The 23913-nt window shown below is 40.7% G+C and carries 22 protein-coding genes and 1 pseudogene; 17 read left to right on the top strand and 6 right to left on the bottom strand.

Translation table 11 applies throughout. From position 1 onward, the window contains the following. Positions 1-2: 2 nt before the first annotated feature. The 5 genes from RMY00_RS06465 to RMY00_RS06445 all read left to right on the top strand — a co-directional run bounded on the left by RMY00_RS06465 (position 3) and on the right by RMY00_RS06445 (position 4311). Entirely contained in the window at positions 3-815 is an 813-nt protein-coding gene (locus tag RMY00_RS06465) for an inositol monophosphatase family protein (RefSeq protein ID WP_322646750.1), read from the top strand. A gap of 74 nt (positions 816-889) precedes the next feature. Next, positions 890-1840 carry a J domain-containing protein gene (locus tag RMY00_RS06460; RefSeq protein WP_322646749.1) on the top strand — a complete coding sequence of 317 codons (951 nt, stop codon included), beginning with the start codon at positions 890-892 and terminating at the stop codon, positions 1838-1840. After that, positions 1840-3048 carry an ATP phosphoribosyltransferase regulatory subunit gene (locus tag RMY00_RS06455; protein WP_322646748.1) on the top strand — a complete coding sequence of 403 codons (1209 nt, stop codon included), beginning with the start codon at positions 1840-1842 and terminating at the stop codon, positions 3046-3048. The genes RMY00_RS06460 and RMY00_RS06455 overlap by 1 nt, the downstream gene beginning before the upstream one ends. Before the next feature lie 239 nt (positions 3049-3287). Further along, positions 3288-3512 carry an indolepyruvate ferredoxin oxidoreductase subunit alpha gene (locus tag RMY00_RS06450; RefSeq protein ID WP_012407913.1) on the top strand — a complete coding sequence of 75 codons (225 nt, stop codon included), beginning with the start codon at positions 3288-3290 and terminating at the stop codon, positions 3510-3512. 70 nt (positions 3513-3582) lie between these two features. Continuing rightward, positions 3583-4311 (top strand): ABC transporter ATP-binding protein, encoded by a 729-nt coding sequence (locus RMY00_RS06445; protein ID WP_229554046.1) that lies wholly within the window; start codon positions 3583-3585, stop codon positions 4309-4311. An 814-nt stretch (positions 4312-5125) separates the two neighbouring features. On the opposite strand, the gene RMY00_RS06440 is transcribed toward RMY00_RS06445, so the two are convergent. Continuing rightward, complete coding sequence (locus RMY00_RS06440) at positions 5126-6430, bottom strand: hypothetical protein (RefSeq protein ID WP_322646747.1); 1305 nt, start codon at positions 6428-6430, stop codon at positions 5126-5128. Between the two features lie 292 nt (positions 6431-6722). On the opposite strand from RMY00_RS06440, the gene RMY00_RS06435 reads away from it, so the two are divergent. The 6 genes from RMY00_RS06435 to RMY00_RS06410 all read left to right on the top strand — a co-directional run bounded on the left by RMY00_RS06435 (position 6723) and on the right by RMY00_RS06410 (position 13442). Further along, positions 6723-7445: a carbonic anhydrase gene (locus tag RMY00_RS06435; RefSeq protein WP_322646746.1), complete on the top strand. Its 723-nt coding sequence runs from the start codon at positions 6723-6725 to the stop codon at positions 7443-7445. A gap of 601 nt (positions 7446-8046) precedes the next feature. Further along, positions 8047-9555: a UbiD family decarboxylase gene (locus RMY00_RS06430; protein WP_322646745.1), complete on the top strand. Its 1509-nt coding sequence runs from the start codon at positions 8047-8049 to the stop codon at positions 9553-9555. Between the two features lie 108 nt (positions 9556-9663). Next, positions 9664-10449, top strand: coding sequence for a DUF4058 family protein (locus RMY00_RS06425; RefSeq protein WP_322646744.1), 786 nt, complete (start codon positions 9664-9666; stop codon positions 10447-10449). A 23-nt stretch (positions 10450-10472) separates the two neighbouring features. After that, a complete protein-coding gene (locus RMY00_RS06420; RefSeq protein WP_322646743.1) occupies positions 10473-11258 on the top strand; it encodes a DUF4058 family protein in 786 nt (261 codons plus the stop codon). Positions 11259-11436: 178 nt separating this feature from the next. Further along, positions 11437-11712, top strand: coding sequence for a hypothetical protein (locus tag RMY00_RS06415; protein WP_322646742.1), 276 nt, complete (start codon positions 11437-11439; stop codon positions 11710-11712). A 107-nt stretch (positions 11713-11819) separates the two neighbouring features. Next, the gene (locus tag RMY00_RS06410) at positions 11820-13442 is read left to right on the top strand and encodes a tetratricopeptide repeat protein (RefSeq protein ID WP_322646741.1); all 1623 of its coding nucleotides are present in this window, start codon (positions 11820-11822) and stop codon (positions 13440-13442) included. Between the two features lie 188 nt (positions 13443-13630). Here the strand turns inward: RMY00_RS06410 and RMY00_RS06405 are convergent, their stop codons facing one another. After that, a complete protein-coding gene (locus RMY00_RS06405; protein ID WP_322646740.1) occupies positions 13631-15541 on the bottom strand; it encodes an acetate--CoA ligase family protein in 1911 nt (636 codons plus the stop codon). Between the two features lie 315 nt (positions 15542-15856). Here RMY00_RS06405 and RMY00_RS06400 point away from each other — a divergent pair, with 315 nt between their 5' ends. The 5 genes and pseudogenes from RMY00_RS06400 to RMY00_RS06380 all read left to right on the top strand — a co-directional run. Then, positions 15857-16060, top strand: coding sequence for a hypothetical protein (locus RMY00_RS06400; RefSeq protein ID WP_229483945.1), 204 nt, complete (start codon positions 15857-15859; stop codon positions 16058-16060). A gap of 199 nt (positions 16061-16259) precedes the next feature. Beyond that, positions 16260-16385, top strand: a complete 126-nt coding sequence (locus tag RMY00_RS06395; RefSeq protein ID WP_322646739.1) for a hypothetical protein — start codon at positions 16260-16262, stop codon at positions 16383-16385. A gap of 35 nt (positions 16386-16420) precedes the next feature. Then, positions 16421-17263 (top strand): cyanophycinase, encoded by an 843-nt coding sequence (locus tag RMY00_RS06390; protein ID WP_322646738.1) that lies wholly within the window; start codon positions 16421-16423, stop codon positions 17261-17263. A 668-nt stretch (positions 17264-17931) separates the two neighbouring features. Continuing rightward, positions 17932-18975: a tetratricopeptide repeat protein gene (locus RMY00_RS06385; RefSeq protein WP_322646805.1), complete on the top strand. Its 1044-nt coding sequence runs from the start codon at positions 17932-17934 to the stop codon at positions 18973-18975. A gap of 16 nt (positions 18976-18991) precedes the next feature. Next, a pseudogene (locus tag RMY00_RS06380) lies at positions 18992-19255 on the top strand (IS701 family transposase); the annotation flags it as partial. A 122-nt stretch (positions 19256-19377) separates the two neighbouring features. On the opposite strand, the gene grpE reads toward RMY00_RS06380, so the two are convergent. The 3 genes from grpE to RMY00_RS06365 all read right to left on the bottom strand — a co-directional run bounded on the left by grpE (position 19378) and on the right by RMY00_RS06365 (position 21156). Then, positions 19378-20052, bottom strand: a complete 675-nt coding sequence (gene grpE / locus RMY00_RS06375) for a nucleotide exchange factor GrpE (protein ID WP_322646737.1) — start codon at positions 20050-20052, stop codon at positions 19378-19380. 92 nt (positions 20053-20144) lie between these two features. After that, the gene (locus tag RMY00_RS06370) at positions 20145-20636 is read right to left on the bottom strand and encodes a Dps family protein (protein WP_322646736.1); all 492 of its coding nucleotides are present in this window, start codon (positions 20634-20636) and stop codon (positions 20145-20147) included. A 256-nt stretch (positions 20637-20892) separates the two neighbouring features. Then, the gene (locus RMY00_RS06365; RefSeq protein WP_012410090.1) at positions 20893-21156 is read right to left on the bottom strand and encodes a ParB N-terminal domain-containing protein; all 264 of its coding nucleotides are present in this window, start codon (positions 21154-21156) and stop codon (positions 20893-20895) included. A 112-nt stretch (positions 21157-21268) separates the two neighbouring features. Between RMY00_RS06365 and RMY00_RS06360 the strand changes: the two genes are divergently transcribed. Continuing rightward, positions 21269-23008 carry a SpoIID/LytB domain-containing protein gene (locus RMY00_RS06360; RefSeq protein ID WP_416212039.1) on the top strand — a complete coding sequence of 580 codons (1740 nt, stop codon included), beginning with the start codon at positions 21269-21271 and terminating at the stop codon, positions 23006-23008. Between the two features lie 199 nt (positions 23009-23207). Here RMY00_RS06360 and RMY00_RS06355 read toward each other — a convergent pair whose 3' ends face one another. Next, positions 23208-23507 carry a ferredoxin gene (locus RMY00_RS06355; RefSeq protein ID WP_322646735.1) on the bottom strand — a complete coding sequence of 100 codons (300 nt, stop codon included), beginning with the start codon at positions 23505-23507 and terminating at the stop codon, positions 23208-23210. Positions 23508-23913 lie beyond the last annotated feature (406 nt).

Here is a 23913-nt window from a genome sequence, read left to right as displayed (position 1 = left end):
AAATGACAAATCTACAAATTTTTCTAGATATTGCTACTGAAGCGGCCTTAGCTGCTGGTGTTGTTTTGCAAGGTTATTTAGGTAAATTAGAAGACGCAATTATTGAAAAAAGTCGCCCTGGTGATTTAGTAACTGCTGCTGATAAAGCCTCAGAAGAGGTGATTTTAGAAATTTTGCGTCGCCACTTTCCCGATCACTCTATCCTTGCGGAAGAATCAGGAAAATTAGGAAATCAAGAGAATGAATACCTTTGGGCAATAGATCCCCTAGATGGGACAACCAACTACGCTCATCAATACCCATTTTTTGCTGTTTCCATTGGACTGTTAATTAATGGCATCCCTCAAGTTGGTGTAATTTATGACCCTTTCCATAATGAACTATTCCGGGCTGCTGCTGGCTTGGGAGCAACGCGTAATCGTCGCCCCATTCAGGTTTCGGTAACATCGGAACTTAATAAAAGCTTACTAGTGACAGGATTTGCTTATGATCGCCGCGAAACCTCTGATAACAACTATGCAGAATTTAGTCACCTGACTCATCTTACTCAAGGAGTCAGACGAAGCGGTTCCGCATCGCTAGATTTGGCTTATGTCGCCTGTGGACGTGTCGATGGTTACTGGGAACGAGGGCTTTCTCCTTGGGATATCGCCGCCGGGATAATTTTGTTACAAGAGGCTGGGGGTAAAGTTACCGCTTACGATGGGACACCTGTCAAAATTGAGTCAGGTAGAATTCTTGCCACAAATAGTTATATTCACGACTCTCTCAGTAACGAACTTTTACAAGTTCCACCACTGTCAGCATGGGTTTAGCAGGTGGGAGCTTTCCCCCTTACTTTGGGTAAACTAAGAGGAATCTAACTGCTGCTTTGGTGCAAAACCTCTATATGTCTTTCAAAATAGATCGTGGACTATTTAAATATGATTTCATAGATCATCACGCAGTTTTATGCGTTCCAGTGGATGCGGATGTCAAAGAGATTCGCAAACGCTATCTTAAAATTGCCCGTCGCTTACACCCGGATAGTAGTTTTACTGAAACTGATGAACAAAAACAGCTAGGCAACGAATTTTTATCAAAGCTGGTTAACCCAGCTTACGAAAAACTGTGTGGCGATCGCACTCGCACGGAATATATTTTAATTTTGTCGCAAATTGGCAAGCGCCTGCTACAAGAATCTACTTCAGTGACTCTCACCACCGAGTTGGCTAAACAGTTAGCCCAGACACCCAATCTTGAGCATTTCTATAAAAGTGCGATCGCTAAAATCGCTGAAACCCAATATGATTCTTTAGAGCAAGCGCTGCAAGTCATTGCCCAAGTTAGTGAGTTGAATTTAGTGTATTTAATGCGGAGTGCAAGCAAAACATCCGCAGCGCCGCGGCCACCTGCTCAACCCAAAGTTGAATCAGTTACGCCTCAGTCAAATACACCACCAGCACCAGCACCAGCACCACCAAAAGAAGACTCGATTGTAGAACAATATATTCGTCGCGCTCAATCTTTGATTGATAAAAACCAATTTGCTCAAGCCAAAGTAGAGTTGCAGGATGCCCTGAAGCTAGAACCTAAAAATAGTCATTGCCATAGTTTAATTGCAATGGTGTATTTGAAGCAAAATCAGCTAAAAATGGCAAAAATTCACTTCGACAATGCCCTCAAATTAGACCCCAATGACGAAGCGGCTTTGCAATGGAAACCTAAAATAGATAGAGCTATAGGACAACAACCAAGTGATCATAAGGTGACTTCATCCGCCAATAATGGAGATAAGCAACCAGAGAAATCTGGTAGTGGTGGTTTGTTCGGTGGTTTGTTTGGTGGGAAGAAAAAATAATGGTGTATCAACCAGCAGCAGGAGCCAGGGATTTATTGCCCTTGGATGTGGAGAAAAAACGCTGGATTGAAGATAGATTACAGCAGGTGTTTCACCGTTGGGGATATCACAGGATTATCACCTCGACTTTAGAACGCATGGATACTTTGATGGCGGGGGAAGCAATCCAGCGCCAGATGGTGATTCAACTACAAAATGGTGAAGATGATGAATTAGGGCTACGTCCAGAATTAACAGCATCCATTGCTCGTACAGTAGTCACTCGCATGGCAAATGCAACTTATCCGCAACGGTTGTACTACAACGCTAATGTGTTTCGCCGCACTTGGGATAGACACAATCGCCAACAAGAATTTTATCAAGCTGGGGTGGAATTATTAGGTGCTGGCGGATTGTTGGCGAATGCAGAAGTACTACTGTTAGTAGCAGATTGTTTAGCAGCACTAGGGTTGCAGGAATGGCATTTAATTTTAGGTGAAGCGGGAATTACCCGATCGCTCCTGAGTGCTTTTCCTGCTAATTTACAGGATAAAGTTCGCAGTGCGATCGCTCATCTTGATCGCATTACTATAGATACTTTACCCCTAAGTGATAAACTACGCGATCGCGCCCGAACCATGCTTGATTTGCGTGGCCCCAGTGCAGACGTGTTGCAAAAAGTTAGTAGTTTGGATCTAGATGAAGAACAGCGAGAGGCAGTAAATAACCTCAAATCCCTAGTAGAATTACTAGAATCAGAGAAAAAATTTCCGTTAATCCTCGACCTCAGCCTTATCCAGACCATAGACTATTACACTGGTATCGTCTTTGAAGTTGTTAATGATACCGAATCTCAAGCTAGAGTTTTAGGGCGCGGTGGTCGCTACGACCAGCTTTTGGGGCTATATCATCCCCAAGGAGAAAACATTCCCGGTATTGGTTTTGGACTAAGTATTGAAGATTTATACCAAGTTCTGTTGTCTACTCAGCAATTACCACAGTCAACTCCAACGAGTGACTGGTTGGTAGTACCAGAGACAGCTAGCGCTAACGCCTCTGCCTTTGCCTACGCGCAAAAACTCAGAGATTCTACTGATTTAGTGCGCGTAGAAATTGATTTAGGGGGAAGGGATGCAGATGCTATTCGCCAATATGCAAGCGATCGCGGCATTGCCCAAATTGTTTGGATGAAAGCTGATGGCTCCCCAAAAATTGAACCATTGCGTTAGTGGGAATTGGGAAGAGGCAGAGGAGCAGGGAGCAGGGAGCAGAGGGGAATGAAAAAGCTAGGGAGCAGGGAGCAAAGGGGAAACTTTTTACCCTGCAAAACGCACCCTGCCCCAATTCCTCTTTTCCATCCCCCCTGCCCCTTGTCTCCTTGTCCCCTTGTCCCTTGTCCCCTGTCCCCTTGTCCCCCACCCCCTGCTAGGCTAGAAATAGCCGATACAGAAAAGAGGGAATCGAGAACATGCCGCACACAATTGTTACAGAAGTCTGTGAAGGCGTTGCTGACTGCGTAGATGCCTGTCCAGTTGCTTGTATTCATGATGGCCCAGGCAAAAATGCCAAGGGAACTGATTGGTACTGGATTGATTTTGCCACTTGCATCGATTGTGGTATATGTCTCCAAGTTTGCCCAGTAGAAGGGGCAATTCTTGCAGAAGAACGACCAGAGTTGCAAAAAACTCCTTAATAGTCCATAGTCAACAGTCAATAGCTATTTTTAACTTGACTGTTGACCAATGACCAATGACAAATGACAAATGACAAATGACTATTTACTAGATGTCCAAAATGTCCACGCTGGATACATTAAAGATGTAGATATCCTGCAAGGCGTAAATTTCCGCGTTGCACCAGGCGAATTGGTAACTGTAATTGGCCCCAACGGCGCTGGTAAATCTACTTTAGCAAAAGCAATTTTTGGGCTTTTGATCCCGCACACAGGGACAATTACCTTCAAAGGTGAAAATCTCGTGGGGCTAAAGTCCAATGAAATAGTTCAGCGAGGAATGTGCTACGTACCGCAAATCGCCAATGTTTTCCCCTCCCTTAGTGTTGAAGAGAACTTGGAGATGGGTGCTTTTGTGCTTAACGTTCCTCTGAAACCAATTAAAGATAAAATATTTGCTATGTTCCCCAGACTAAGCGATCGCCGTCGTCAACGCGCTGGTACTCTCTCCGGGGGAGAACGCCAGATGCTAGCGATGGGTAAAGCTTTGATGTTGGAACCTAGTTTGCTGATTTTGGATGAACCATCTGCTGCTTTGTCCCCGATTTTGGTGACACAAGTGTTTGAGCAGATTAAACAAATTAATCAGGCGGGTACTGCGATCGTATTAGTGGAACAAAATGCCCGTAAGGCTTTAGAAATGGCTAATCGCGGCTATGTACTGGAGTCAGGACGCGATGCTATTTCAGGCCCAGGTCAAGAACTGTTGAACGATCCTAAAGTGGGTGAGCTATATCTGGGAGCAGGTAAAAGACATTAATTCGGATTTTCACTCTTGCCCCCATTCAATATAAGACCACTTTAATAAGGAAACTTCACCAGGCGATAGCGATGTTTAAGGCGGGGTGCGCCTACGCTATCTATAAACTAATACAAAAGCTAGAACTATTCCTGCCACTGCCGCGACCGTCGTTTTCGATGCTCAAAGAATTCTCCCCAATAATCCTTGCGTTTCTAATCACATCTACAGGGAGTAAAAAGGTAAAACAGGACATTCATTCACGAAAAAATGACTAAAATGCAAATTAACTGGATTGGGCAGAACCTTAATTCAACATGAAGGCTTACCGAACTTCCTATATATAAAGTTCTGCATCAGTTTTTAATATACTGCTGAGTCGCAACAAATCCTGCAAAGCCGCTCCAGAGGAAACCTGGGGCGTTTTCTCATGGTATAAAAATGCCTATGTTTACCCAATCAAAATTGATTAAGTGCTTTTGGCAATTTGGCATCCAAAATTTTTCTGTTGCAGTTTTAATTGAAATATCAACAGGGTTACTGGGACATTGAGAAAATTCTACAAGGGATCAATTCCCGTCTCAAAAATCCCACCCAATGGCCAGTTGTTGACGCCCGTGTGAACTACCCTTTTAGGGTTAGACGCACTTAACAAGCACGAGCGTCACCGCTTCACCACAACTGGCTAGAAATTAAACAGAAAATATATAGTACAAATGGTCTAATATCATTTCACGAAATATCTGATATATAAGTAGGAGCGTACAGCCAATTCATTATAATATTGCAAAAATTTTTGGCGGAGAGATTAACATACTAAAGCGATCGCTACCATTTATTTAATCTGTAGCTGCCTAAGTTTATTATTTGCCGACAGTAGTAACTCTTGAGCTTTAAGATAGGCTGTAGTACCATTTTGCACTTTTTCTAACTGATTAATAATACTTTGCAATTGGCTCAATACCCGATTGTGCTGTACATCATGAGCATCAGCAGGAATTGAAGCTAAAAAGCTTTCAATTTCTCGTTGTGCTGCTTCTAAAGCCTCCACACCATCTGCCTCAGCTTGCCGCCTTACCTTAACTTGACCTAAATTAGCCTCATAAATTGCTAATAATTTCTGTGCCTCGGTATAACCAGCTACGTCTTTTGAAGGAATCTCTTTAAGCCGCTCAATTGCTTCTATCCACAAATTTTCTATTTGTCGCCATTCAGTTACGGTGTGTGGTGGATTTTGACCAGCTTTGGCAGCTTGCCAAGAAAATTGTCGCGCTGCGGTAATTAAGGCACTGATGCGATCGTTTCCAGCGGCCAATCCAACAACTTCCTGAAACTCACGCTTATAATTATCTAGTTGGTTTTGTACAGTTTTTCCTGCCAGAGTTTGACCAGGAATCTGCTCTAATTGATTAAGCGCCGTCTGCCAAGCAGCTGTTGCAGTCTGTTTATCAGTTGCTGTTGTGGCGTGTTCATATTGTTGTTTGGTATTTAATAGGGTCTGCATGTTATTGGTAAGCAAAGATTGAGCATTCTTTTCTTGAAAAACTTTAGCTTCTAGTTGTCCAACTTGACTCCGAAATGCATTAAAACCGTAGATGCTAAAGCGCGAATCGTACCACCAATATCTATATTCAGACCAATCGTTAACAAAGGAAGTTGGTAATTGATCTAAATGTTTTTGTGCTTCGTGTAGCTTCTCTTCTCCCAAAGCCAAATCTGCTGGACTGGTAGCTTTTTCAATCAATTGTTCAGCTTGCTCGACTGATACCAACGCCTGTCGATAGTGATTATCCATACTTATATAGCTGGGTAGCAACAAAAAAGGTGCATGGAGTATCAGCGGACGGCGAATCACCTGGTAAGGCTGGTTTGCCACCCAAATCACACCAATCGGAATACCGATAAGTATTGTTATCCAAATAAGTTTACTACCTATACCCCGCTTGGTTTTGCTATGCACTTGCTGAGAGGATTTTTTGAGAGCCTGCCTCTCTAGCTCCATTTCATGCTCTAATTTAGCTAGATTTTTAGGGGTTAATGGTGTTGTAGATGGTTGGATAGGGGCAAATGGATCTATGCCAGAGCTATTTTGAGAATTTTTACGTAGAAAATTCCAGTTGATTTTGTTTAAAAAAGTCATAAATATAGCCAATACTGTGTTAAGTATTCCCAAAGAATACAGAAAATATATACATAGGGGTAAATAATTGGTTTGTAGTAAATATTTTGTCTTACTAAAACTTGCTATAAGCGATGAATCGCTTACTACGAACTAGGATTTTCTTATATGTTTAGTTATGCCTATATACTTAAGTTCTAAATTACGATGCTATCTGAAGATTAAATGACTCTTAAATCGTGTAAAAGGGTACTATTGCATCTTGCTTAAGTCTGATATCTTTCTGAGAACAGCTTTGTTTTCTGGTAGATTGATGAGTCGAATTAATGGATTTGTAGGGCGACGTAATTTCTTAAAATTTGCCAGTTTAGTAGGTATTACAGCTACTGCTTTTGGTGATAGTTTTTGGAATACAGAGCAAACTGCTATTGCTGATATTCATCCAGGCAACCCTAATCCAGTTAGTCCTAATGAAGCTATCAGACGCTTACTGGATGGTAATCAACGATTTATCCAACAAAAACGTAAATATCCCGATCAATCACTAGAACATTTGCGATTAGTTGCTAAAGCTCAATATCCCTTTGCCGCTATATTAGGTTGTGCAGATTCCAGAGTCCCTGCGGAAATCGTCTTCGATCAAGGACTTGGAGATTTATTTGTTGTGCGAGTTGCTGGTAATGTCGTCAGTGACACAGTTATAGGTAGTCTGGAATATTCTACAACAGTTTTAGGTTCGCAGTTGATTGTGATTTTAGGTCATAAAAGATGCGGTGCAGTAGCAGAAGCAATCAAAAACGAACCACTTTCTGGCAGAATTGGTTTGATTATTGAGGGTATCAAACCATCTGTAGAAAGAGTAAAGTTAAGAACGGGTGATAGTATGCAGAATGTAGTTATAGCGAATATTCAATATCAGGCTGAAAAATTGCAGGAAAGCTCAACAATTTTAGCTAAATTGAGCAGTGAAGGTAAACTAAAAATTGTTGGCGCTTGTTACGATATTGACACTGGTAAAGTCGACATTATTACTTGAAAATCATAAATTATTGGCGTAGTATTCTTAGTTTAATTATGTTTCAAAAAATAATGAGTTATTGATAGTATTGAAAATTAATCAAATTCATTGATCAGCTTAAAAAATATTCCTTATACCATTTAACGAAATACCTGTTACCTATTATATATTGATAGGGGAGTCGATGCCTGGGTTAGTCTACGCTAACGCAAACTCATAAAAATTAAGAAAAACCTAAAAGCAAGGCACAATCGCAGCTTGTAACAAATAAATCCGGCAGGGGCCATATAACAAGGCCGCCCGCCAGGAAGGTATAGTATATTCTGGCCATGTTTGATCAGGTTAGCGCTTATTTGTAAAAAATAATTGCATATCCCTAGATACAATAACTAAACACTTTGGAAAACACAGTTAAGAAAAGTTACTAAATAGGTTAATTTCTAATTAAAACCAAAAATTCCCCAAATAAGTAAATAAGTGAGTAGGGGGCAACAAGGGGGAAAATAAAAATTACATCGTTCCCCTCTGCTCCCTGCCCCTCTGCCTCTTTCCAATACCCAATGCCCCATAATATAAGAAAGCGCTTCACACTTCTTAAATAATCAGCTTTATTAGAACAATGGCAAGAGACTTGCGGGGATTCATTAAAATTTTGGAAGATAAGGGACAATTACGGCGAATTTCAGCTTTAGTTGACCCAGATTTAGAAATTGCTGAGATTTCCAACCGGATGCTGCAAAAAGGTGGCCCAGGATTGTTGTTTGAAAATGTCAAAGGCGCTTCTTTCCCTGTGGCAGTGAATTTGATGGGAACTGTGGAAAGGATTTGCTGGGCGATGAATATGCAGCATCCAGAGGAGTTGGAAACTCTGGGGAAAAAACTAAGTATGCTGCAACAGCCAAAACCGCCGAAGAAGATTTCCCAAGCGATAGATTTTGGGAAAGTGCTGTTTGATGTGGTAAAAGCGAAACCAGGACGGGACTTTTTCCCTGCTTGTCAGCAAGTTGTAGTTCAAGGCGATGATTTAGATTTAAACAAGTTGCCCTTGATACGTCCTTATATTGGTGATGCTGGCAAGATTATCACTTTGGGACTAGTAATTACCAAAGATTGCGAGACGGGTACTCCAAATGTAGGTGTGTATCGCTTGCAACTACAATCCAAGAATACGATGACGGTTCACTGGTTATCGGTGCGGGGTGGGGCAAGGCATTTGCGAAAAGCGGCCGAACGTGGGAAGAAATTAGAAGTTGCGATCGCACTTGGTGTAGATCCTCTAATTATCATGGCAGCAGCTACACCTATACCTGTAGATTTATCAGAATGGCTGTTTGCTGGACTTTACGGCGGTTCTGGTGTGCAGTTGGCGAAATGCAAAACTGTCGATTTAGAAGTTCCCGCAGATTCAGAATTTGTTTTAGAAGGGACGATTACACCAGGAGAAGTTTTATCGGATGGGCCTTTTGGCGACCACATGGGTTATTACGGCGGTGTAGAAGACTCGCCATTGGTACGCTTTGAGTGTATGACGCACCGGAAAAATCCGATTTACTTAACAACATTTAGCGGTCGTCCACCTAAAGAAGAAGCGATGATGGCGATCGCACTAAATCGTATTTATACGCCTATTCTGCGGCAACAAGTATCAGAAATCGTTGATTTCTTCCTACCAATGGAAGCTTTGAGTTATAAAGCGGCGATTATTTCTATTGATAAAGCATATCCCGGACAAGCGCGACGGGCAGCTTTAGCGTTTTGGAGTGCTTTACCACAATTTACTTACACCAAATTTGTAATTGTTGTGGATAAAGACATAAATATTCGCGATCCGCGTCAAGTTGTATGGGCGATTAGTTCTAAAGTTGACCCAGTGCGGGATGTCTTTATTCTGCCAAATACACCTTTTGATACCTTGGATTTCGCCAGTGAAAAGATTGGCTTAGGTGGACGGATGGGAATTGATGCGACTACAAAGATTCCGCCGGAAACAGACCATGAATGGGGTTCGCCTTTGGAATCTGATCCAGATGTGGCGGCGATGGTAGAGAGGCGATGGGCGGAGTATGGTTTAGCAGAGTTGCAGTTAGGAGAAGTAGACCCGAATTTGTTTGGCTATGATATGAGGTAATACTATTTCACGAAATACCTGATAAAGATAGATATGTAGGGGCGTACATCTGTACCCCCTCTATAGCTGATGCCATAAAATTAAAATTTTGGTTTTGAGATATTTGTTATGACTTATCCATTTCCAGGAATGAACCCGTATTTAGAAGATCCTGAATTATGGCCAGGAGTACATGGGAGACTAATAGTTGCGATCGCAGATTATCTATCTCCTCAACTACGTCCTAAATATTTTGTCGCTATTGAAGAACGAATTTATCAAACTACTGGCGATGACAAACTTTTGGTTGGTATTCCTGATGTAATAGTACAAAATTCACAGGCAGCAATAAATCCTAAAATACCAAATATAGCTGTAGCTACACCTGCAATTAAACCTAAAACAGTGACAGTTCCCATACCTGAGATAGTAAAGGAAAGATATTTAGAAGTGCGAAAGGTGGGAACAAAAGAAGTAGTGACAGTAATTGAAATTTTATCACCTAAAAATAAACGTACAGGAGAAGGACGCAACGCATACGAAATTAAGCGGCAGCGAGTATTGGGAAGTTTAACACATTTGGTGGAAATTGATTTATTACGTGTTGGGGAACCAATGTTAGTTTTTGGAAATGGTACGCAAAATGATTATCGGATTTTGGTAAGTCGGGCAGAAAATCGTCCCCAATCTGATTTATATGCTTTTAATTTGCAAGATATAATTCCTGCATTTTCATTGCCTTTGCAAGCTGGTGATAGTGAACCTTTGGTGGATTTGCAGAGTTTATTAGCTGGGATTTATGATCGTGCAAGTTATGACTTGGTAATAGATTACAGCAAAGAGCCAGTGTCCAAATTTCCAGAAGAGAATGTAGTTTGGGCAAACGCATTGTTACGGGAGAAAGGACTGCGTTAAAGAAGAAAATAGGAGTTAAATCAATGCCTTCCATATTTCCTGGAATGAACCCGTATTTAGAACATCCTGAATTATTTCCAGGGTTACATCACTTGCTAATTAGTGAAATTGCCAGGTTTTTATCTCCCCAATTGCGTCCTAAATATCGAGTTGCTGTAGAGGTGCGGATGTATGAAACCACTGATGAGAATTCATTACTTGTTGGCATTCCTGATGTGATTGTGAAGAATCGGCAGACTGTAACTGATTCTACAAATACAAATGTAGCAGTAGCCGCACCAACGCCTGAACCTATAAAAGTAAAGATTCCTATGCCTGTTTCCATCAGGGAAGGATATTTAGAAGTGCGAGAAGTAGGAACAGAGGCATTAGTTACTACTATTGAAATTTTATCTCCTACAAATAAACGTACAGGGAAAGGACGGCAGACATATCAAGAGAAACGCGAACAAGTATTAGCCAGTCGTAGTAATTTAGTTGAAATTGATTTACTGCGTAAAGGTGAACCAATGCCAATGATGGGCAATGATATTCAGAGTCAATATCGAATTTTAGTTTGTCGTGGCGATCGCCGTCCTTATGCTGACTTATATGCTTTTAATTTACTAGATACAATTCCACCTTTTCTCCTGCCTTTGCGCTCTGGAGATACGGAACCAGTTATAAATTTGCAAACATTGTTAAATGAGGTATATGATATCTACGGCTATGATTTGGTAGTAGATTATAGTCAACAACCAGTACCAGCGTTGTCAGAAGCAGATGCAGCTTGGGCTGATGCACTGTTGCGGGAGAAGGGTTTACTGTAGAACAACTTAATAGGATTTGAGATTTCTGTCACTTAACTGGGAATACTAACCGGAGATTCCTTGTAATACCGTTTCACTTTAAGGTTGATACATTTAGGCAAGCAGGGGAGCAGAGGGGAAAGAATTTGTATCAGGATTTTAGTGAAATGGTATAAGGTAAGACTGGATTCATAAAAAGATGAACTTGACTATTTCCCAAAGTAGCTTTTCTGAGGGAGTTGGTTCACATCGCATCTGTCGCGCTAATGGCTTAAGTTTTTTCCAAAGTTCGTGTGGGGTTTACCAAGGGTATCCCGGAACCCCACCCCCTAACCCCCTCCCCGCTCTTCGAGGGGGGACTGGAATCGGTGAGAGAGTTTGGGTTGGGGTTTTGATTTTGGGTCATTTGCGCGATTGGTGGTTAGCTAATATTTCATGTATTATTAAGAGCGATCGCACTCTCTCAACTCTTTAAAACTCTGGCATAATCAGACATGGCTGCACCTAAAGAGTTAATTAAAAGCTTTACGCCGAATAGATATTTTAATAGAATAATCTCATCAAAAGATTCGCAGAAACATAATGGACTGGATTACACTACTGCGATCGCTACAGTCTGATTTTATTAAAAGGTTAACATCTGGTTCTCTGCTTCATTGTGAAACAGAAGGTCAATATAGTGAATTAACTATAATCTCTGGAGAGAGATTAAAGGCACTACGGGAATTTTGCTGGCAAATGGCTGAGAAATATAAGCGTGTTTTACCAGTCCGTGACGTTTTTCTTAGCTATCTTAAAGGGAAGTTGGGTGAGGAAGTTGTCAAAGAACGTTTAGCTGATTTTATTACGGAAGTCGATTATGAAAAGCGATTCGGTGGCGATGGCAATATAGATTTTACCTTGACTTCTGACCCATCTATTGGTATCGAAGTTAAATCTCGTCATGGTAGTATTGATAGAGTTAGATGGTCAATTAGTTCTGAAGAGGTTGAAAAAAATGCGGTTGTAGTTTGCATTTTGATTCAAGAAGATGTGAGTGAAGCCCAATCTGAATATCACCTTTTTTTGGCTGGTTTTCTCCCAACCCAGATGATTAAGTTGAAGACTGGTAAAATATCATTTGGGATTGAACAATTACTGTATGGTGGTGGTTTATGGTGTTATTTAGAACAGTTACAATCTTCTATAAATAATTCTTCTAGGCAACAAACACCAATTTATAAATATCTCCAGAAGCAAGAAATTGTATCATCTAAGCCAACTATTAATCAATTGACTAAATCTTATTTAAAACCAGAATATAGTAATGAAAATTTAAATACACTTTATGTAAGATTAGGTGATGAATGTTTTGAGAAAGGAGAATATTTAAATGCGATCGCTAACTATAATCAAGCCTTAAAAATTAAATCTAGTGATGTTGATTTATATTATAAACGAGGTTTAGCTCACTATCAAATAGGAGATTATGAAGCTGCGATCGCAGATTATTCTCAAGCAATTCAACTAAATCTTCATGATGCTAAATCTTTCAATAAACGAGGTTTAGCTCTGTCTCAACTAGGGCGGTTAGAAGAAGCAATTAATGATTATACTCAGGCTATCAGAATTAATCCTAATGTTGCCGTAGCTTATAAAAACCGGGCTGAAGCTCGTTCTCATGTCGGAGATAACCAAGGAGCAATTGAAGATTATACACAGGCTATTAAAATTAACCCCCATTATGCAGATGCTTATAAAAATCGTGGAATTACTCGTTATTTATTAGGCTCTCAACCAGGATTCCCCCAAGCAATTAAAATTAATCCTAAAGATGCCATAGCTTATAAAAAACGTGGTAATGCTCGTTCAGATTTAGGAGATTTTGAAGGAGCAATTGAAGATTATACCCAAGCAATCCAGATTAATCCTAATTATGCAGATGCTTATTACAACCGTGGTAATGCTCGTTCAGATTTAGGGGATTTTGAAGGAGCGATTGAAGATTATACCCAAGCAATCCAGATTAATTCAAATTATGCAGATGCTTATTATAATCGTGACAATATCCGTTTAGAAATAGCAGATAAACAGGGAGCAATTGAAGATTTTCAAAAAGCGGCAGATATCTATCGTCAAGAAGGTAAGCTAGAATTGCTCAAAGATACACGAGAAATAATATTAGATTTAGAAATAGAAGAATCATTAGATATTTTAAACTTCTAGAAAATCGATAATTTCGGATAAATAGCAAATTATTAGTATTATCATGTCCGCATAATTAATTATGATTCCCACAGTCATTGCACACAAACCCTTAATCCCCTCTCCGCAAGCGGGGAGGGGTGGGGTGAGGTTATTTGATTTAATGTGTAGCGGCGATTGATAATCGCCAAGGCTAGTAAGAAATTACACTACAAAATTGCTCCAGTCTCTTTCAAATAAACCCGCGTAAATGGTTCATCTTCACCCAAAGTATAATCTTCAATCAATCCTTTGCGACGGATAGAAATGTCGTTGCCTTTTCTAATTACCACAGTCGAACCATCAAAGACATCCCGTACCAAGATCATTTCAGTTTCGGTGGGATTATCCAAAACGACCATATTACTACTGCGGTAAAACATGCCCTCTTCATCTAGAATATCTTCCGCATACTCGGCAATGAGCAAATCAAGTTTTGGATGACGCAGCAAAGTTTGGACGTTACTGTTGTAATTTTTGCTTAATACTTTTTTCGAGCGATTCACAAAAACTGCATCACGACAAACAGCACCTATTGTCCAGTTGGGGTTTTGCAAAAGAATATGGTCAATTGTTGCTTGCAGTTCTTCAACTGAGATTTTATTAAAGGTAATAATCGGTATCCTGGCATCTGTACCCGACTCAAAAAAGGTTTCTAAGATATAAGAAGGCACATCAACGCTTTCACCAACAGAAGGTTTAAGATGCATCAAAACCCCTGGTGCAGCATTGATTTCCAAGATAGCAAAGTTACTGGATTTCCAAGATTCTGAGAGACTTTTCGTAATGACATCAATACCAAGGCAAGTCAACTGGAAGTGTTGGGCAATATCTTGCGCCAAGATAATATTGTCATCATGAACTGTCTTGGTTGCATCAATGCTCATACCTCCGGCTGAAAGATTGGCGACTTTACGTAGGTAAACAGTGCGCCCTTTCTCAATCACGCTGTCCAATGATAAGCGCTGTTCCTCTAGATAGAGTTCCATCGCTTCGTCGATCTGAATTTTACTCATCGGCGAGGTTGGCGTGTCTAAACGTGCAGGTTTCCGATTCTCTTGGCGGATTAATTCTGCAAGCGTTAAATAGCCATCACCAACAACCGATGCTGGACGGCGTTCTGTGGCGGCGACAAATCTGCCATTGACACACAACAAACGAAAATCTGATCCGGAAATACTTTTCTCAACAATTATCCGAGTTAGCTGATCTTCGGGAATTGCTGCCAGTGCCCTATTATAAGCAGCTTCGAGTTCTTTTGAATCTTGCACGTCAGCCGTAACGCCAATTCCTTTATGGCCTACCACTGGCTTAACTGCGACTGGGTAGCCAATTTGTCTTGCTGCCGCCAAGGCTTCCTTTTCAGAAAAGACGATATCGCCTTCAGGGACTGGGAAACCCAAAGTTTTTAAAAATGCCTTGCAGTCATCTTTGCGGGTGGTAAACTCCGAATCTAGATGGCTATCACAGTTAAATGTTGTTGCGACCCCTCGGACATGTTTTTTTCCTAAGCCGTATTGCATTAATCCTTCTTCCCACAAATAAAACGCGGGAATGCCTTTTTCGTAGGCTGTTCGCAATAAGGCGTAAACTGTGGGGCCACCATAGACAGAGGCGCGGAATTTATTTTGCAGCCTTACCAACTGTTCATCAAAGGTAAAGTCTTCATCTTGAGTAATGGCTTCAAACCAATCCCAAACAAAATAAGCTACCTCTCTAGTTGTGCGTTCATGTAGTGATTGAACGCTAATCCGCACAAAATCTGGATATGGCTTGACACTCCAACAGTTAAGGTGCAAATCCATGTCCAGTTTTCCGACTTCGGACACAACTTGAGCAAATAGATGAGCATAAGATTCGTAACTTTGGCTGCCCAGGTGGGGATAGCGATCGCTAATCTTTGCAATATAATCTTCGATGGGCAAAGGCTCTCTAGAGTCAACTAGAGTAAAATCAAATACTAGCGCTCCTATATCTAAATAGGGGTTGGGCCCAACATAATGCTTGAAGTTGAAAATATCGAATACATCCGTTCTTCTAGCATTAATGCGGACTAAATCACTGCTTTTTTGTAGAACCATTGATTACAAACCTTTGGCTAAACACCCTGAAATTTAAATGCTGAGTTTTGGTTACTCAGACTTATTGATTGTAAATTAACTCACATTATTTTTTGAGAGTGATGGCAAAGCCATTGATCTAATCAGAACTTACATTAAACCTATTAGTAAGCATTTTCAACTATCTCAAGGCATAATTAAACCCCCCTACCTCAGCAAAGAAAAAACTATAGTCAATTCATCCTTATGAATAGTCAAATATATAACCTTTGAAAGGTGCAACACTCAGCCAATAATTGTATAAATGAATATGCGGTATTCAAAAGACAGCAAAGTATGAATAGCACACAAGCTGCTCTAAGAGACGAAATTCGAGAACTTGCTGAGGAAGCTTTTCACCAAAAGCTGATCTCTGGGCATGGTGATGGCCCGGATATGAATGAGTATCAAATTGTCTACCAAGGCAAACCCAGGCATCTGCCACTAGAACAAGCACGTTTTTTCTTAACTAACTTGCTTTACAGAAGTCGCATTCATTAGGGCTTGAGGGCTTGCCATCAGATATCTAATTACACTCAGTTAGAGTCAATAGCGACTATTTAATAGAACAATAAATTTTCAATTGCCTTTAGAAAATCACTCTAGAGGCAGTTGATGTTGTGAGTTTTGCTAAGTCAAGGAACCTTAACGATGTTGGTTTTTTTGTAATTTTTTGGCAAAATCTTTTAGTTTCATGGCGATGTCTAACGACAAGCCGCTTCTCTCCGAGACGCTACGCGAACGTGTCTATGCAAATATCAATACTTCTTTCTATCAAGCGATCTACCAAAAGGATGATTTGATATTTGGAATTGTGATGATTTAGTAAAATTTATTAACTCAAATCAGGGGACATCCATCATGGTACAAACTAATTCTAAAGGGCAACTGGTAATTATTGGAGGAGCCGAAGACAAGGAAGGAGATTGCCAAATTCTCCGAGACTTTGTGCGACGCGCTGGGGGTACAAAGGCGTATATTGTAATTATGACGGCGGCGACAGAATTACCTAGAGAAGTGGGAGAAAATTATATTAGAGTATTTGAGCGGCTGGGAGCGGAAAATGCTCGCATTATTGATACGGAAACCCGCGAAGATGCATCTTCTTCTACCGCATTGGAAGCAATTAATAAAGCAACTGGGGTATTTTTTACCGGGGGAGATCAAGCTCGCATTACCAGTATTCTCAAGGGCACCGAAATAGATACAGCGATTCATCAACGGTTCGGTGAAGGTGTAGTTATCGGAGGCACAAGCGCCGGGGCTGCCGTGATGCCAGACGTAATGATTGTGGAAGGCGACTCAGAAACACATCCTCGGATTGAAACTGTTGAAATGGGCCCTGGTCTTGGTTTTCTCCCAGGAGTAGTAATTGATCAGCATTTTTCCCAGCGTGGACGCTTGGGACGCTTAATCTCAGCTTTGATATTACAGCCTGCTGTTTTAGGATTCGGTATTGACGAGAATACCGCTATGGTCGTAACAGATAACCAAATTGAAATTATTGGTGAAGGTGCGGTTACGATTGTTGATGAATCAGAGGCTACGTACAACAATATGGACGAAATTTTGAAGGATGAGTCTTTAGCGATTTGCGGAGCAAAGCTTCATATTTTGCCACATGGCTTTAAATTTGACTTGAAAACCCGTCAGCCTATCCTAAATAATGGCTCTGTGGCAAATATGTCTGTAGCTGTTGGGTGAATCAACACCTAACTTTTAGCAGGTGCATTTTAATTGAGCCAATAATTAATAATTGTAGATTAGTGACATTTATTTCTTGAATATCCTCCCAAGTACTCTCAGAAATAGCGGACATAGCCCCGCATTTTCAAGAGGAAAGGGGGGATTTATTATTAATAAGCGATCACAGCCTTAATTACAAAAAGTATTTATTTATACTTTATTTATCATACGTATTATAAAAATGCATGGTGATGTGAAATAAAGAAAATAGATTGTTTTAGACTTTTCTTAATTCACCTGCGATACCTACGGCGGTAAACTACGTAAATAGACCATGCTATGCCCTTACGAAAGATGTGGTTTAAAAACACACTCACAACTAGTGCTTTTGTCAATATATAAGTTCTATTCATAAGCTTCACAACTGGTTAGCCAAATCTAAAATCTCTTTATCTCAATAAATTGTGCTGTGGTGGGGCAGTCTATCAGGGTCTGTTGCGATGATTTCCCAAGTTTGGAATACAAAAATTCCGATAAATAAGTCACGCTGTGCTAAACCAACCTGATGAAAGATACCTTCTGGTTTTGGGAACACTAGATTCAGCACCAGACTAAACAGGAAAGGCCTGATGTCTAAAGGCGAATGGAATAACAAATTAAAAAATACAGTTCCCCTGTAATTACCCATAACATACTTAAAATCAGTGAAGCGTAATACAATTACCCATGAATTTGACTCTGGTTCACAAGCAGAAATACTACGTATAGAGGAAAGTGATGATATATCGGAAGCATCTAAGCTACTACGACAAGGAATTCAACAGCAGCAAGCTGGTGAGTTAATAGGGGCTTTGAAGTCCTTACAACAATCTTTGGGGCTGTTTCAGTCCGTTGGAGATTTGCAAAAACAGGCACAGGCACTTTCTTTTTTAGGATTGGTAACTTACACAGCTGGAGACTACAAAGGTGCTATCTCTTACTCCGAACAGTGTTTGTCTTTGGTCAAAAACTCCTCAGATTTTGTAGTGCAAATGCAAGCACTTTCCCATTTAGGGAATGCATACCGTCACTTAAATGACCATAACAAGGCTATTGAGTTTTTGGAAAAGTGTTTAAAAATAACGCAACAACTGCAAGACAAACGTAGTCAAGTAGCAGCACTGAATAATTTAGGATTGGTATATAAAGCTTGCGGTAACTTTACGCAGGCAATTGAGTATCAGCAGCAAAGCCTAGAAATTGTCCGGGAACTCAAAGATAACTGGGGTGAAGAACAGGTACTCAAGAATTTGGGTAATGCTTGGTATGCTTTGGACAATTACCCAAAAGCGATCGCCTATTATGAGCAGTGTGTAATCCTAGCACGTTCCTTAAAACATGTTCGCAGTGCTTCTCAGGTGCTAAAGAATTTAGGGAATGCTTGTTATGCTTTAGGTGATTATGCCAAAGCTATTAAGTATTATGAAGAACGGTTGCAATTAGCTAGAGAAATTAAAGACAAGCGTAGCGAGGAACAATCTTTAGGTAACTTGGGAGTTGCTTGTGAAGCTTTGGGTGACTATAACAAAGCCATTAAGTATTATGAAGAACGTTTGCTGTTAGCTAGAAGCATCAAAGATCGGCGCAGTGAAGAAGAAGCTCTTGATCGTCTGAAAGCCGCTTGCTACGCCTTGGGTGATTATGCCAAAGCTATGCAATACCATCAAGGAACATCTTCAAATAATTTGTAATACTTGCCTCCGGTAAGCAACCATAGATGAATATTGTACAGACTATAAAGACCTGTTTAAAGAAGTAAGAAATTATGAGTGCTTCAAATATTTACATCCAAGAATAATGTCCAAAATTTAAATAAAACCATTACTAGAGATAGCGAAAGTTGTAAATAAAAACTCCGCTCAGTCATTAGATCGTTTTCTAGCCAATTCAGATTAGTCAGTAAATAAGTTGAAACAACGAAGATTAAATAAATTGAAGAAAGAATTAGATGGTCAGAGTAGCAATACGGTTCAAATAAGCGGTTTTGTAGTTGAGGCAGGGAGGCCGCTAGCTGATTTTAAGCAGGGGGGAATTACGCCAATAAATATAAGCCTTTAAAGCTTTAAGGGGATTAGAGGAAGGCGAAAAGCCTTCTAACTTTCTCTAAAAGGACTTACTTTAGCTCGATAAAGCAACTTCTCACCTTGAAGGTAGCCAGTGTAGCGCACCTTGACTAATTCTCCAGGTTGTGCAGTTCCCTCCATCAATTGGTGCAGTTGGGGATCATAAGGTAATTCTGCCCCTACGGGTGCGATCGCTTCTACCCCCCACGCTTCTAAAAGCTTTTCTAGAGGTTTTTGCACCAACGGGACTATCTTGACTGCTGCTAACTGGGGATTCTCCTGCGCTTTCTGTGCTGCGGTTGGCCATTGCAATAATAAAGACTCCAGCAGTTGCAAACTCGACTGCTGGAGTTCTTGTAGTAATATTTCTCGCTGTTGTTCTAATTGAAGTTGCGATCGCTGGTACTCTTTTCTTAAATCTGCAATTTCTTCTAATAATTCCTGAGTAGGCGCTGCTTTTTCTTGTAACAACTCTACGGTTGAAAAATTTGCGATTAATTCATTCAATGAAATTTGTAGCACTGCCGAAAGCTTAAGCAATACATCTACCCGCATCTGCTCTAGCTTTCCTTGGCGTAATCGCAAAAGTTGACGCTCTGAGACACCAGCAGCGCGACTCAGCGCTTTAAAACTAGGAATCCCTGCCTGTTGCATTAAATTTTGCAACTTTTGGGAATTGGGCATTGGTAATTGGGAATTAGGCATCGGGAATTGGGTATTGGGAATTGGGTATTGGGGACTGGGTATTAGGGATTGGCAAAAAAATTAAGTCTTTATTAGTCCCCAGTCCCTAGTCCCTATTCTTCCAGTAAACTTCTCAACATCCAAGCTGTCTTTTCGTGTACTTGCATCCGTTGAGTTAATAAATCAGCTGTAGGTTCGTCATTAACTTCCTCTACCACAGGGAAGATAGACCGTGCAGTTCGGACTACGGCTTCTTGTCCTTCCACTAATAAACGGATCATTTCCACAGCTTTTGGAACGCCAGGAGTTTCTGGAATCGAACTCAGTTTGGCATATTCGCTGTAGGTTCCTGGCGCAGGATAGCCAAGCGCTCTAATCCTCTCGGCAATTAAATCAACTGCTAAAGCTAATTCTGTATACTGGGTCTCAAACATCAAATGCAATGTCTGGAACATCGGCCCCGTTACATTCCAATGGAAGTTATGAGTTTTCAGATAAAGTGTATAAGTGTCAGCCAACAGGCGAGATAAACCTTCGGCGATTTTAGCCCTACTCGCCTCGTCAATGCCTATATTTACATTTTTGACTGTTACTTTCGATGACATAATTTTCTCCTAATTAGGTTATATGTAATAGAGTTGTCGGGAAATAGTGACTAAAATCGCTGAAAAGCTTAGGGAGTCTGGGTTTCAATCATTTTAGTCATAAATCAATAAAAAGCTTGCCACAAGCAGGTTTCAAGGATTTTTGAGCTTATTACCCAACAAGTCTAATTGGGGATTGGGAATTGAAAAGAGGCAGAGGGGCAGGGGGCAAAGAGAAAATTCTTCCCCTCTGCTTCCCACTCTCTACTCCCATTCTCTATGCCAAGTGCATCTTTAATACGCTGCGGGGTGCTTTACGAACTCTGGCTAAAACGGTTTCTTTGCCTAAACGCTGGCAAGCCTCATACCGATGGCAACCAGAAAAGCCATAATATTGTCCATCTACTTCTAGGACATCTATAGGTTCTTGCTGCCCAATCTCCGCAATCGATTCCATTAAAGCTTGCACTTTGTTTGGATCGTTTGCACGAGGCAATGGCCGTTTTATCTGATTTAATGGAATTTCTTGGACTCTAACCATAAGGAGTTTATCCAACTAGTTCTGTTTTGTGCCTCTAAATAAATCATAGTCATTATGACTACGTTTTGCAACTATTTTGGGCAAAACTGCTAATGGTATCATTGGAGCACTCATGCGACAAAAAAACCGCACTACAAAGCAATCGGAAAATCAGCTCCAACACCGCATTAAGGGGCAGAAAACGATCGATTATTTGCGATCGCAACTCTTGGAGACTCTGCGCGTAGCTTGCTTCCCCGTAGGTGTACCCTATCAGGTAGCCATGAAATTTTCGCTTTGGCGTTTTTCCCAGGCTGTGCTGACCACATTTTGTCTATTGGGACTAACTGCTGCATCAGCGCCTGAGAGTAACATTCAGGGTATGGAACTGAAAATTGGGATTGTGCAGCGATTTGGCTCACAACCTACAGCCAAGCTGCAACTAGAACCGACAAAAGGCGATCGCTTAAAGCTAAAATTTCTTGCGGGCAACAAGCAGCAAACCCTAGTTACCAAGAATCCTGTAAAGCTGGAAACAGTTATGCAAGCTTTACCCCAGCCAATAGTTGAGGAAGTGGTAGTTTTAGGCACATACCGTACCTTTGAAACTGCGGAAGACAGTGCTAATAAATGGCGTTCTCAAGGAATAGAAGTGGAAATAGCCCAGCCAGAACGCTGGCAGGTTTGGGCGAAACGCGATGTTTATAGCACTCCTTTACTACGACGGTTGCTATTGCAGAACATCCAAGCTTCTACCCAAGAAAAAGTATATCTTGATACTAAAGTTTTAAAACAAGTACCCCGAGTTAGTTGGGTAGTGGATGGTAAGCGCTATAGCCCAAATAATTTGGAAATCAGTACTGATAAAAACTTGATTCGGGTGAATAAAAGCGAAAAACCCGAAAATGCTCGTCTTTATGCCGGGCGAATGAATTTGCAGCCAAATGCTTATGGCACATACACTTTAGTTAACCAAGTTGCTTTAGAAACTTATTTGCGTGGGGTTGTACCTTACGAAATAGGCATAGATGCACCAACAGCTGCGCTAGAAGCCCAAGCAATTCTGGCTCGAACTTATGTTTTAAGAAATTTGCGTAGGTTCGCAGCAGATAACTATCAGTTGTGTGCTGATACTCACTGCCAAGTTTATTATGGGCTAAATGGAGCGGCCGCCAAAACAGACAAAGCGATCGCCTCAACCAGGGGTAAGGTAGTAACCTATAAAAACGAACTAGTAGATGCCCTTTATTCTTCCACTACTGGTGGCGTTACCGCCTCCTTCAGCGATGTCTGGAATGGTGACGATCGTCCTTATCTGCGCCCCGTACTGGATGCTGCAACTAATTTTTGGGACTTGTCTAAGCAGAGTTTAGCAGATGAAAACAACTTCCAAAAATTTATTAATATCCAACAAGGATTTAATGAAAGCAAATGGGATATGTTTCGTTGGCATAAGGAAACCCCTTTAAAGGATATTACCAAAGACTTGCAGAAATTTTTGCAGGTGAAAAACAGTCCTTATGCCAAATTTAAGACAATTCAGGCTATGGCAGTAGTGAAGCGAAGCCAGAGTGGACGTATCCTTGAACTTGCCGTAAAAACTGATAACAGCACCTTTGTTCTCCACAAAGACGAAGTTCGTAGTGCCTTTGCTGCTCCTAGAAGTACACTATTTTACATAGAACCCCTGAATAAAGGAAAAGCCGAACTGTGGGGATACGCCTTTATTGGGGGTGGATTAGGACATGGAGTCGGCTTGAGTCAAACTGGCGCTCAAAATTTAGCTAAATTAGGTTGGTCAAGTCCAAAAATTCTCCAATTTTACTATCCTGGTACTCAGATTCAGATTTTCAGCAAAGAGACTAAACTTTAAGCTAATCGAAAAACTCCATACTGAAAAATTAAGCAGGAACACAATAAATTTTGTGTTCCTGCTCAAGACGAAATTAGACTTTTTGTGAAAGTCGCTTTATAGACACGGCATTGAAAAGGCTTTAACACTAGATGTGATGCTTTTATTTTTTCAACATCACTAACTCTTGCAAGAGGTTTATTGTTGAGGGGCCTAACTCTTAGTAGAGTTCTTCTTCTTTGTGAGTTTCGATTGTCACGTCAGAGGTTGGGTAAGCGACACAGGTCAGTACATATCCAGCTTGTATTTGATCGTCATCTAAGAATGACTGGTCACCTTGATCGACGGTACCTGATACGAGTTTACCTGCACAGGTTGAGCAAGCACCAGCGCGGCAAGAGTAGGGCAGGTCAAGACCGGCTTCTTCAGCAGCGTCTAAAATATAAGTATCATCATCAACATCAAGTGTTTGGTTAAGTCCTTCAGCTTCATTGACTAGTGTCACTTTATAGCTTGGCATTGAGTAATCCTCTCTTTTGCAAACGGTAGTATAAGTTATCTTTAGGCAAAGGTCACGGCTTTTCTGTGGGATTAGCCGCTGGTTCAAATTTGCTTCAATTCTGATACTACGAGAAAAATTAAACGATGTGACTAGAAATTGAACGCGATTAGTAATGAAATTTAGTTGCTTAATCCTTATAAGTTTTATTTATATTATTTTCGTCCCTATTCAGGCTGTAATTAGAAAAAGTTATATTAAAAGATAAAAATATGAATAGGATTAATGTTAACTATATTTTATAGGACTTACGCAAACGAGATCCCTAACTTTCTTCAAAAAGTAGGGCTGTTTTATTTGATCGGGTAGAGATTTTCTCAATATCAGCCTTGCCGTATCCCTATTCAAAAGCTAGCTAGGCATTACG

The organism is Nostoc sp. ChiVER01, from assembly GCF_034531155.1.
Taxonomy (GTDB): Bacteria; Cyanobacteriota; Cyanobacteriia; order Cyanobacteriales; family Nostocaceae; genus Nostoc.
The sequence above is the reverse complement of the archived record's forward strand: the minus strand, read 5'-3'. Positions and strand labels throughout refer to the sequence as shown.

Coding starts and splice junctions, on each gene's coding strand:
- RMY00_RS06465 (WP_322646750.1), top strand. CDS start 3: ATGACAAATCTACAAATTTTTCTAGATATTGCTACTGAAGCGGCCTTA.
- RMY00_RS06460 (WP_322646749.1), top strand. CDS start 890: ATGTCTTTCAAAATAGATCGTGGACTATTTAAATATGATTTCATAGAT.
- RMY00_RS06455 (WP_322646748.1), top strand. CDS start 1,840: ATGGTGTATCAACCAGCAGCAGGAGCCAGGGATTTATTGCCCTTGGAT.
- RMY00_RS06450 (WP_012407913.1), top strand. CDS start 3,288: ATGCCGCACACAATTGTTACAGAAGTCTGTGAAGGCGTTGCTGACTGC.
- RMY00_RS06445 (WP_229554046.1), top strand. CDS start 3,583: ATGACAAATGACTATTTACTAGATGTCCAAAATGTCCACGCTGGATAC.
- RMY00_RS06440 (WP_322646747.1), bottom strand. CDS start 6,430: ATGACTTTTTTAAACAAAATCAACTGGAATTTTCTACGTAAAAATTCT.
- RMY00_RS06435 (WP_322646746.1), top strand. CDS start 6,723: ATGAGTCGAATTAATGGATTTGTAGGGCGACGTAATTTCTTAAAATTT.
- RMY00_RS06430 (WP_322646745.1), top strand. CDS start 8,047: ATGGCAAGAGACTTGCGGGGATTCATTAAAATTTTGGAAGATAAGGGA.
- RMY00_RS06425 (WP_322646744.1), top strand. CDS start 9,664: ATGACTTATCCATTTCCAGGAATGAACCCGTATTTAGAAGATCCTGAA.
- RMY00_RS06420 (WP_322646743.1), top strand. CDS start 10,473: ATGCCTTCCATATTTCCTGGAATGAACCCGTATTTAGAACATCCTGAA.
- RMY00_RS06415 (WP_322646742.1), top strand. CDS start 11,437: ATGAACTTGACTATTTCCCAAAGTAGCTTTTCTGAGGGAGTTGGTTCA.
- RMY00_RS06410 (WP_322646741.1), top strand. CDS start 11,820: ATGGACTGGATTACACTACTGCGATCGCTACAGTCTGATTTTATTAAA.
- RMY00_RS06405 (WP_322646740.1), bottom strand. CDS start 15,541: ATGGTTCTACAAAAAAGCAGTGATTTAGTCCGCATTAATGCTAGAAGA.
- RMY00_RS06400 (WP_229483945.1), top strand. CDS start 15,857: ATGAATAGCACACAAGCTGCTCTAAGAGACGAAATTCGAGAACTTGCT.
- RMY00_RS06395 (WP_322646739.1), top strand. CDS start 16,260: ATGTCTAACGACAAGCCGCTTCTCTCCGAGACGCTACGCGAACGTGTC.
- RMY00_RS06390 (WP_322646738.1), top strand. CDS start 16,421: ATGGTACAAACTAATTCTAAAGGGCAACTGGTAATTATTGGAGGAGCC.
- grpE (WP_322646737.1), bottom strand. CDS start 20,052: ATGCCTAATTCCCAATTACCAATGCCCAATTCCCAAAAGTTGCAAAAT.
- RMY00_RS06370 (WP_322646736.1), bottom strand. CDS start 20,636: ATGTCATCGAAAGTAACAGTCAAAAATGTAAATATAGGCATTGACGAG.
- RMY00_RS06365 (WP_012410090.1), bottom strand. CDS start 21,156: ATGGTTAGAGTCCAAGAAATTCCATTAAATCAGATAAAACGGCCATTG.
- RMY00_RS06360 (WP_416212039.1), top strand. CDS start 21,269: ATGCGACAAAAAAACCGCACTACAAAGCAATCGGAAAATCAGCTCCAA.
- RMY00_RS06355 (WP_322646735.1), bottom strand. CDS start 23,507: ATGCCAAGCTATAAAGTGACACTAGTCAATGAAGCTGAAGGACTTAAC.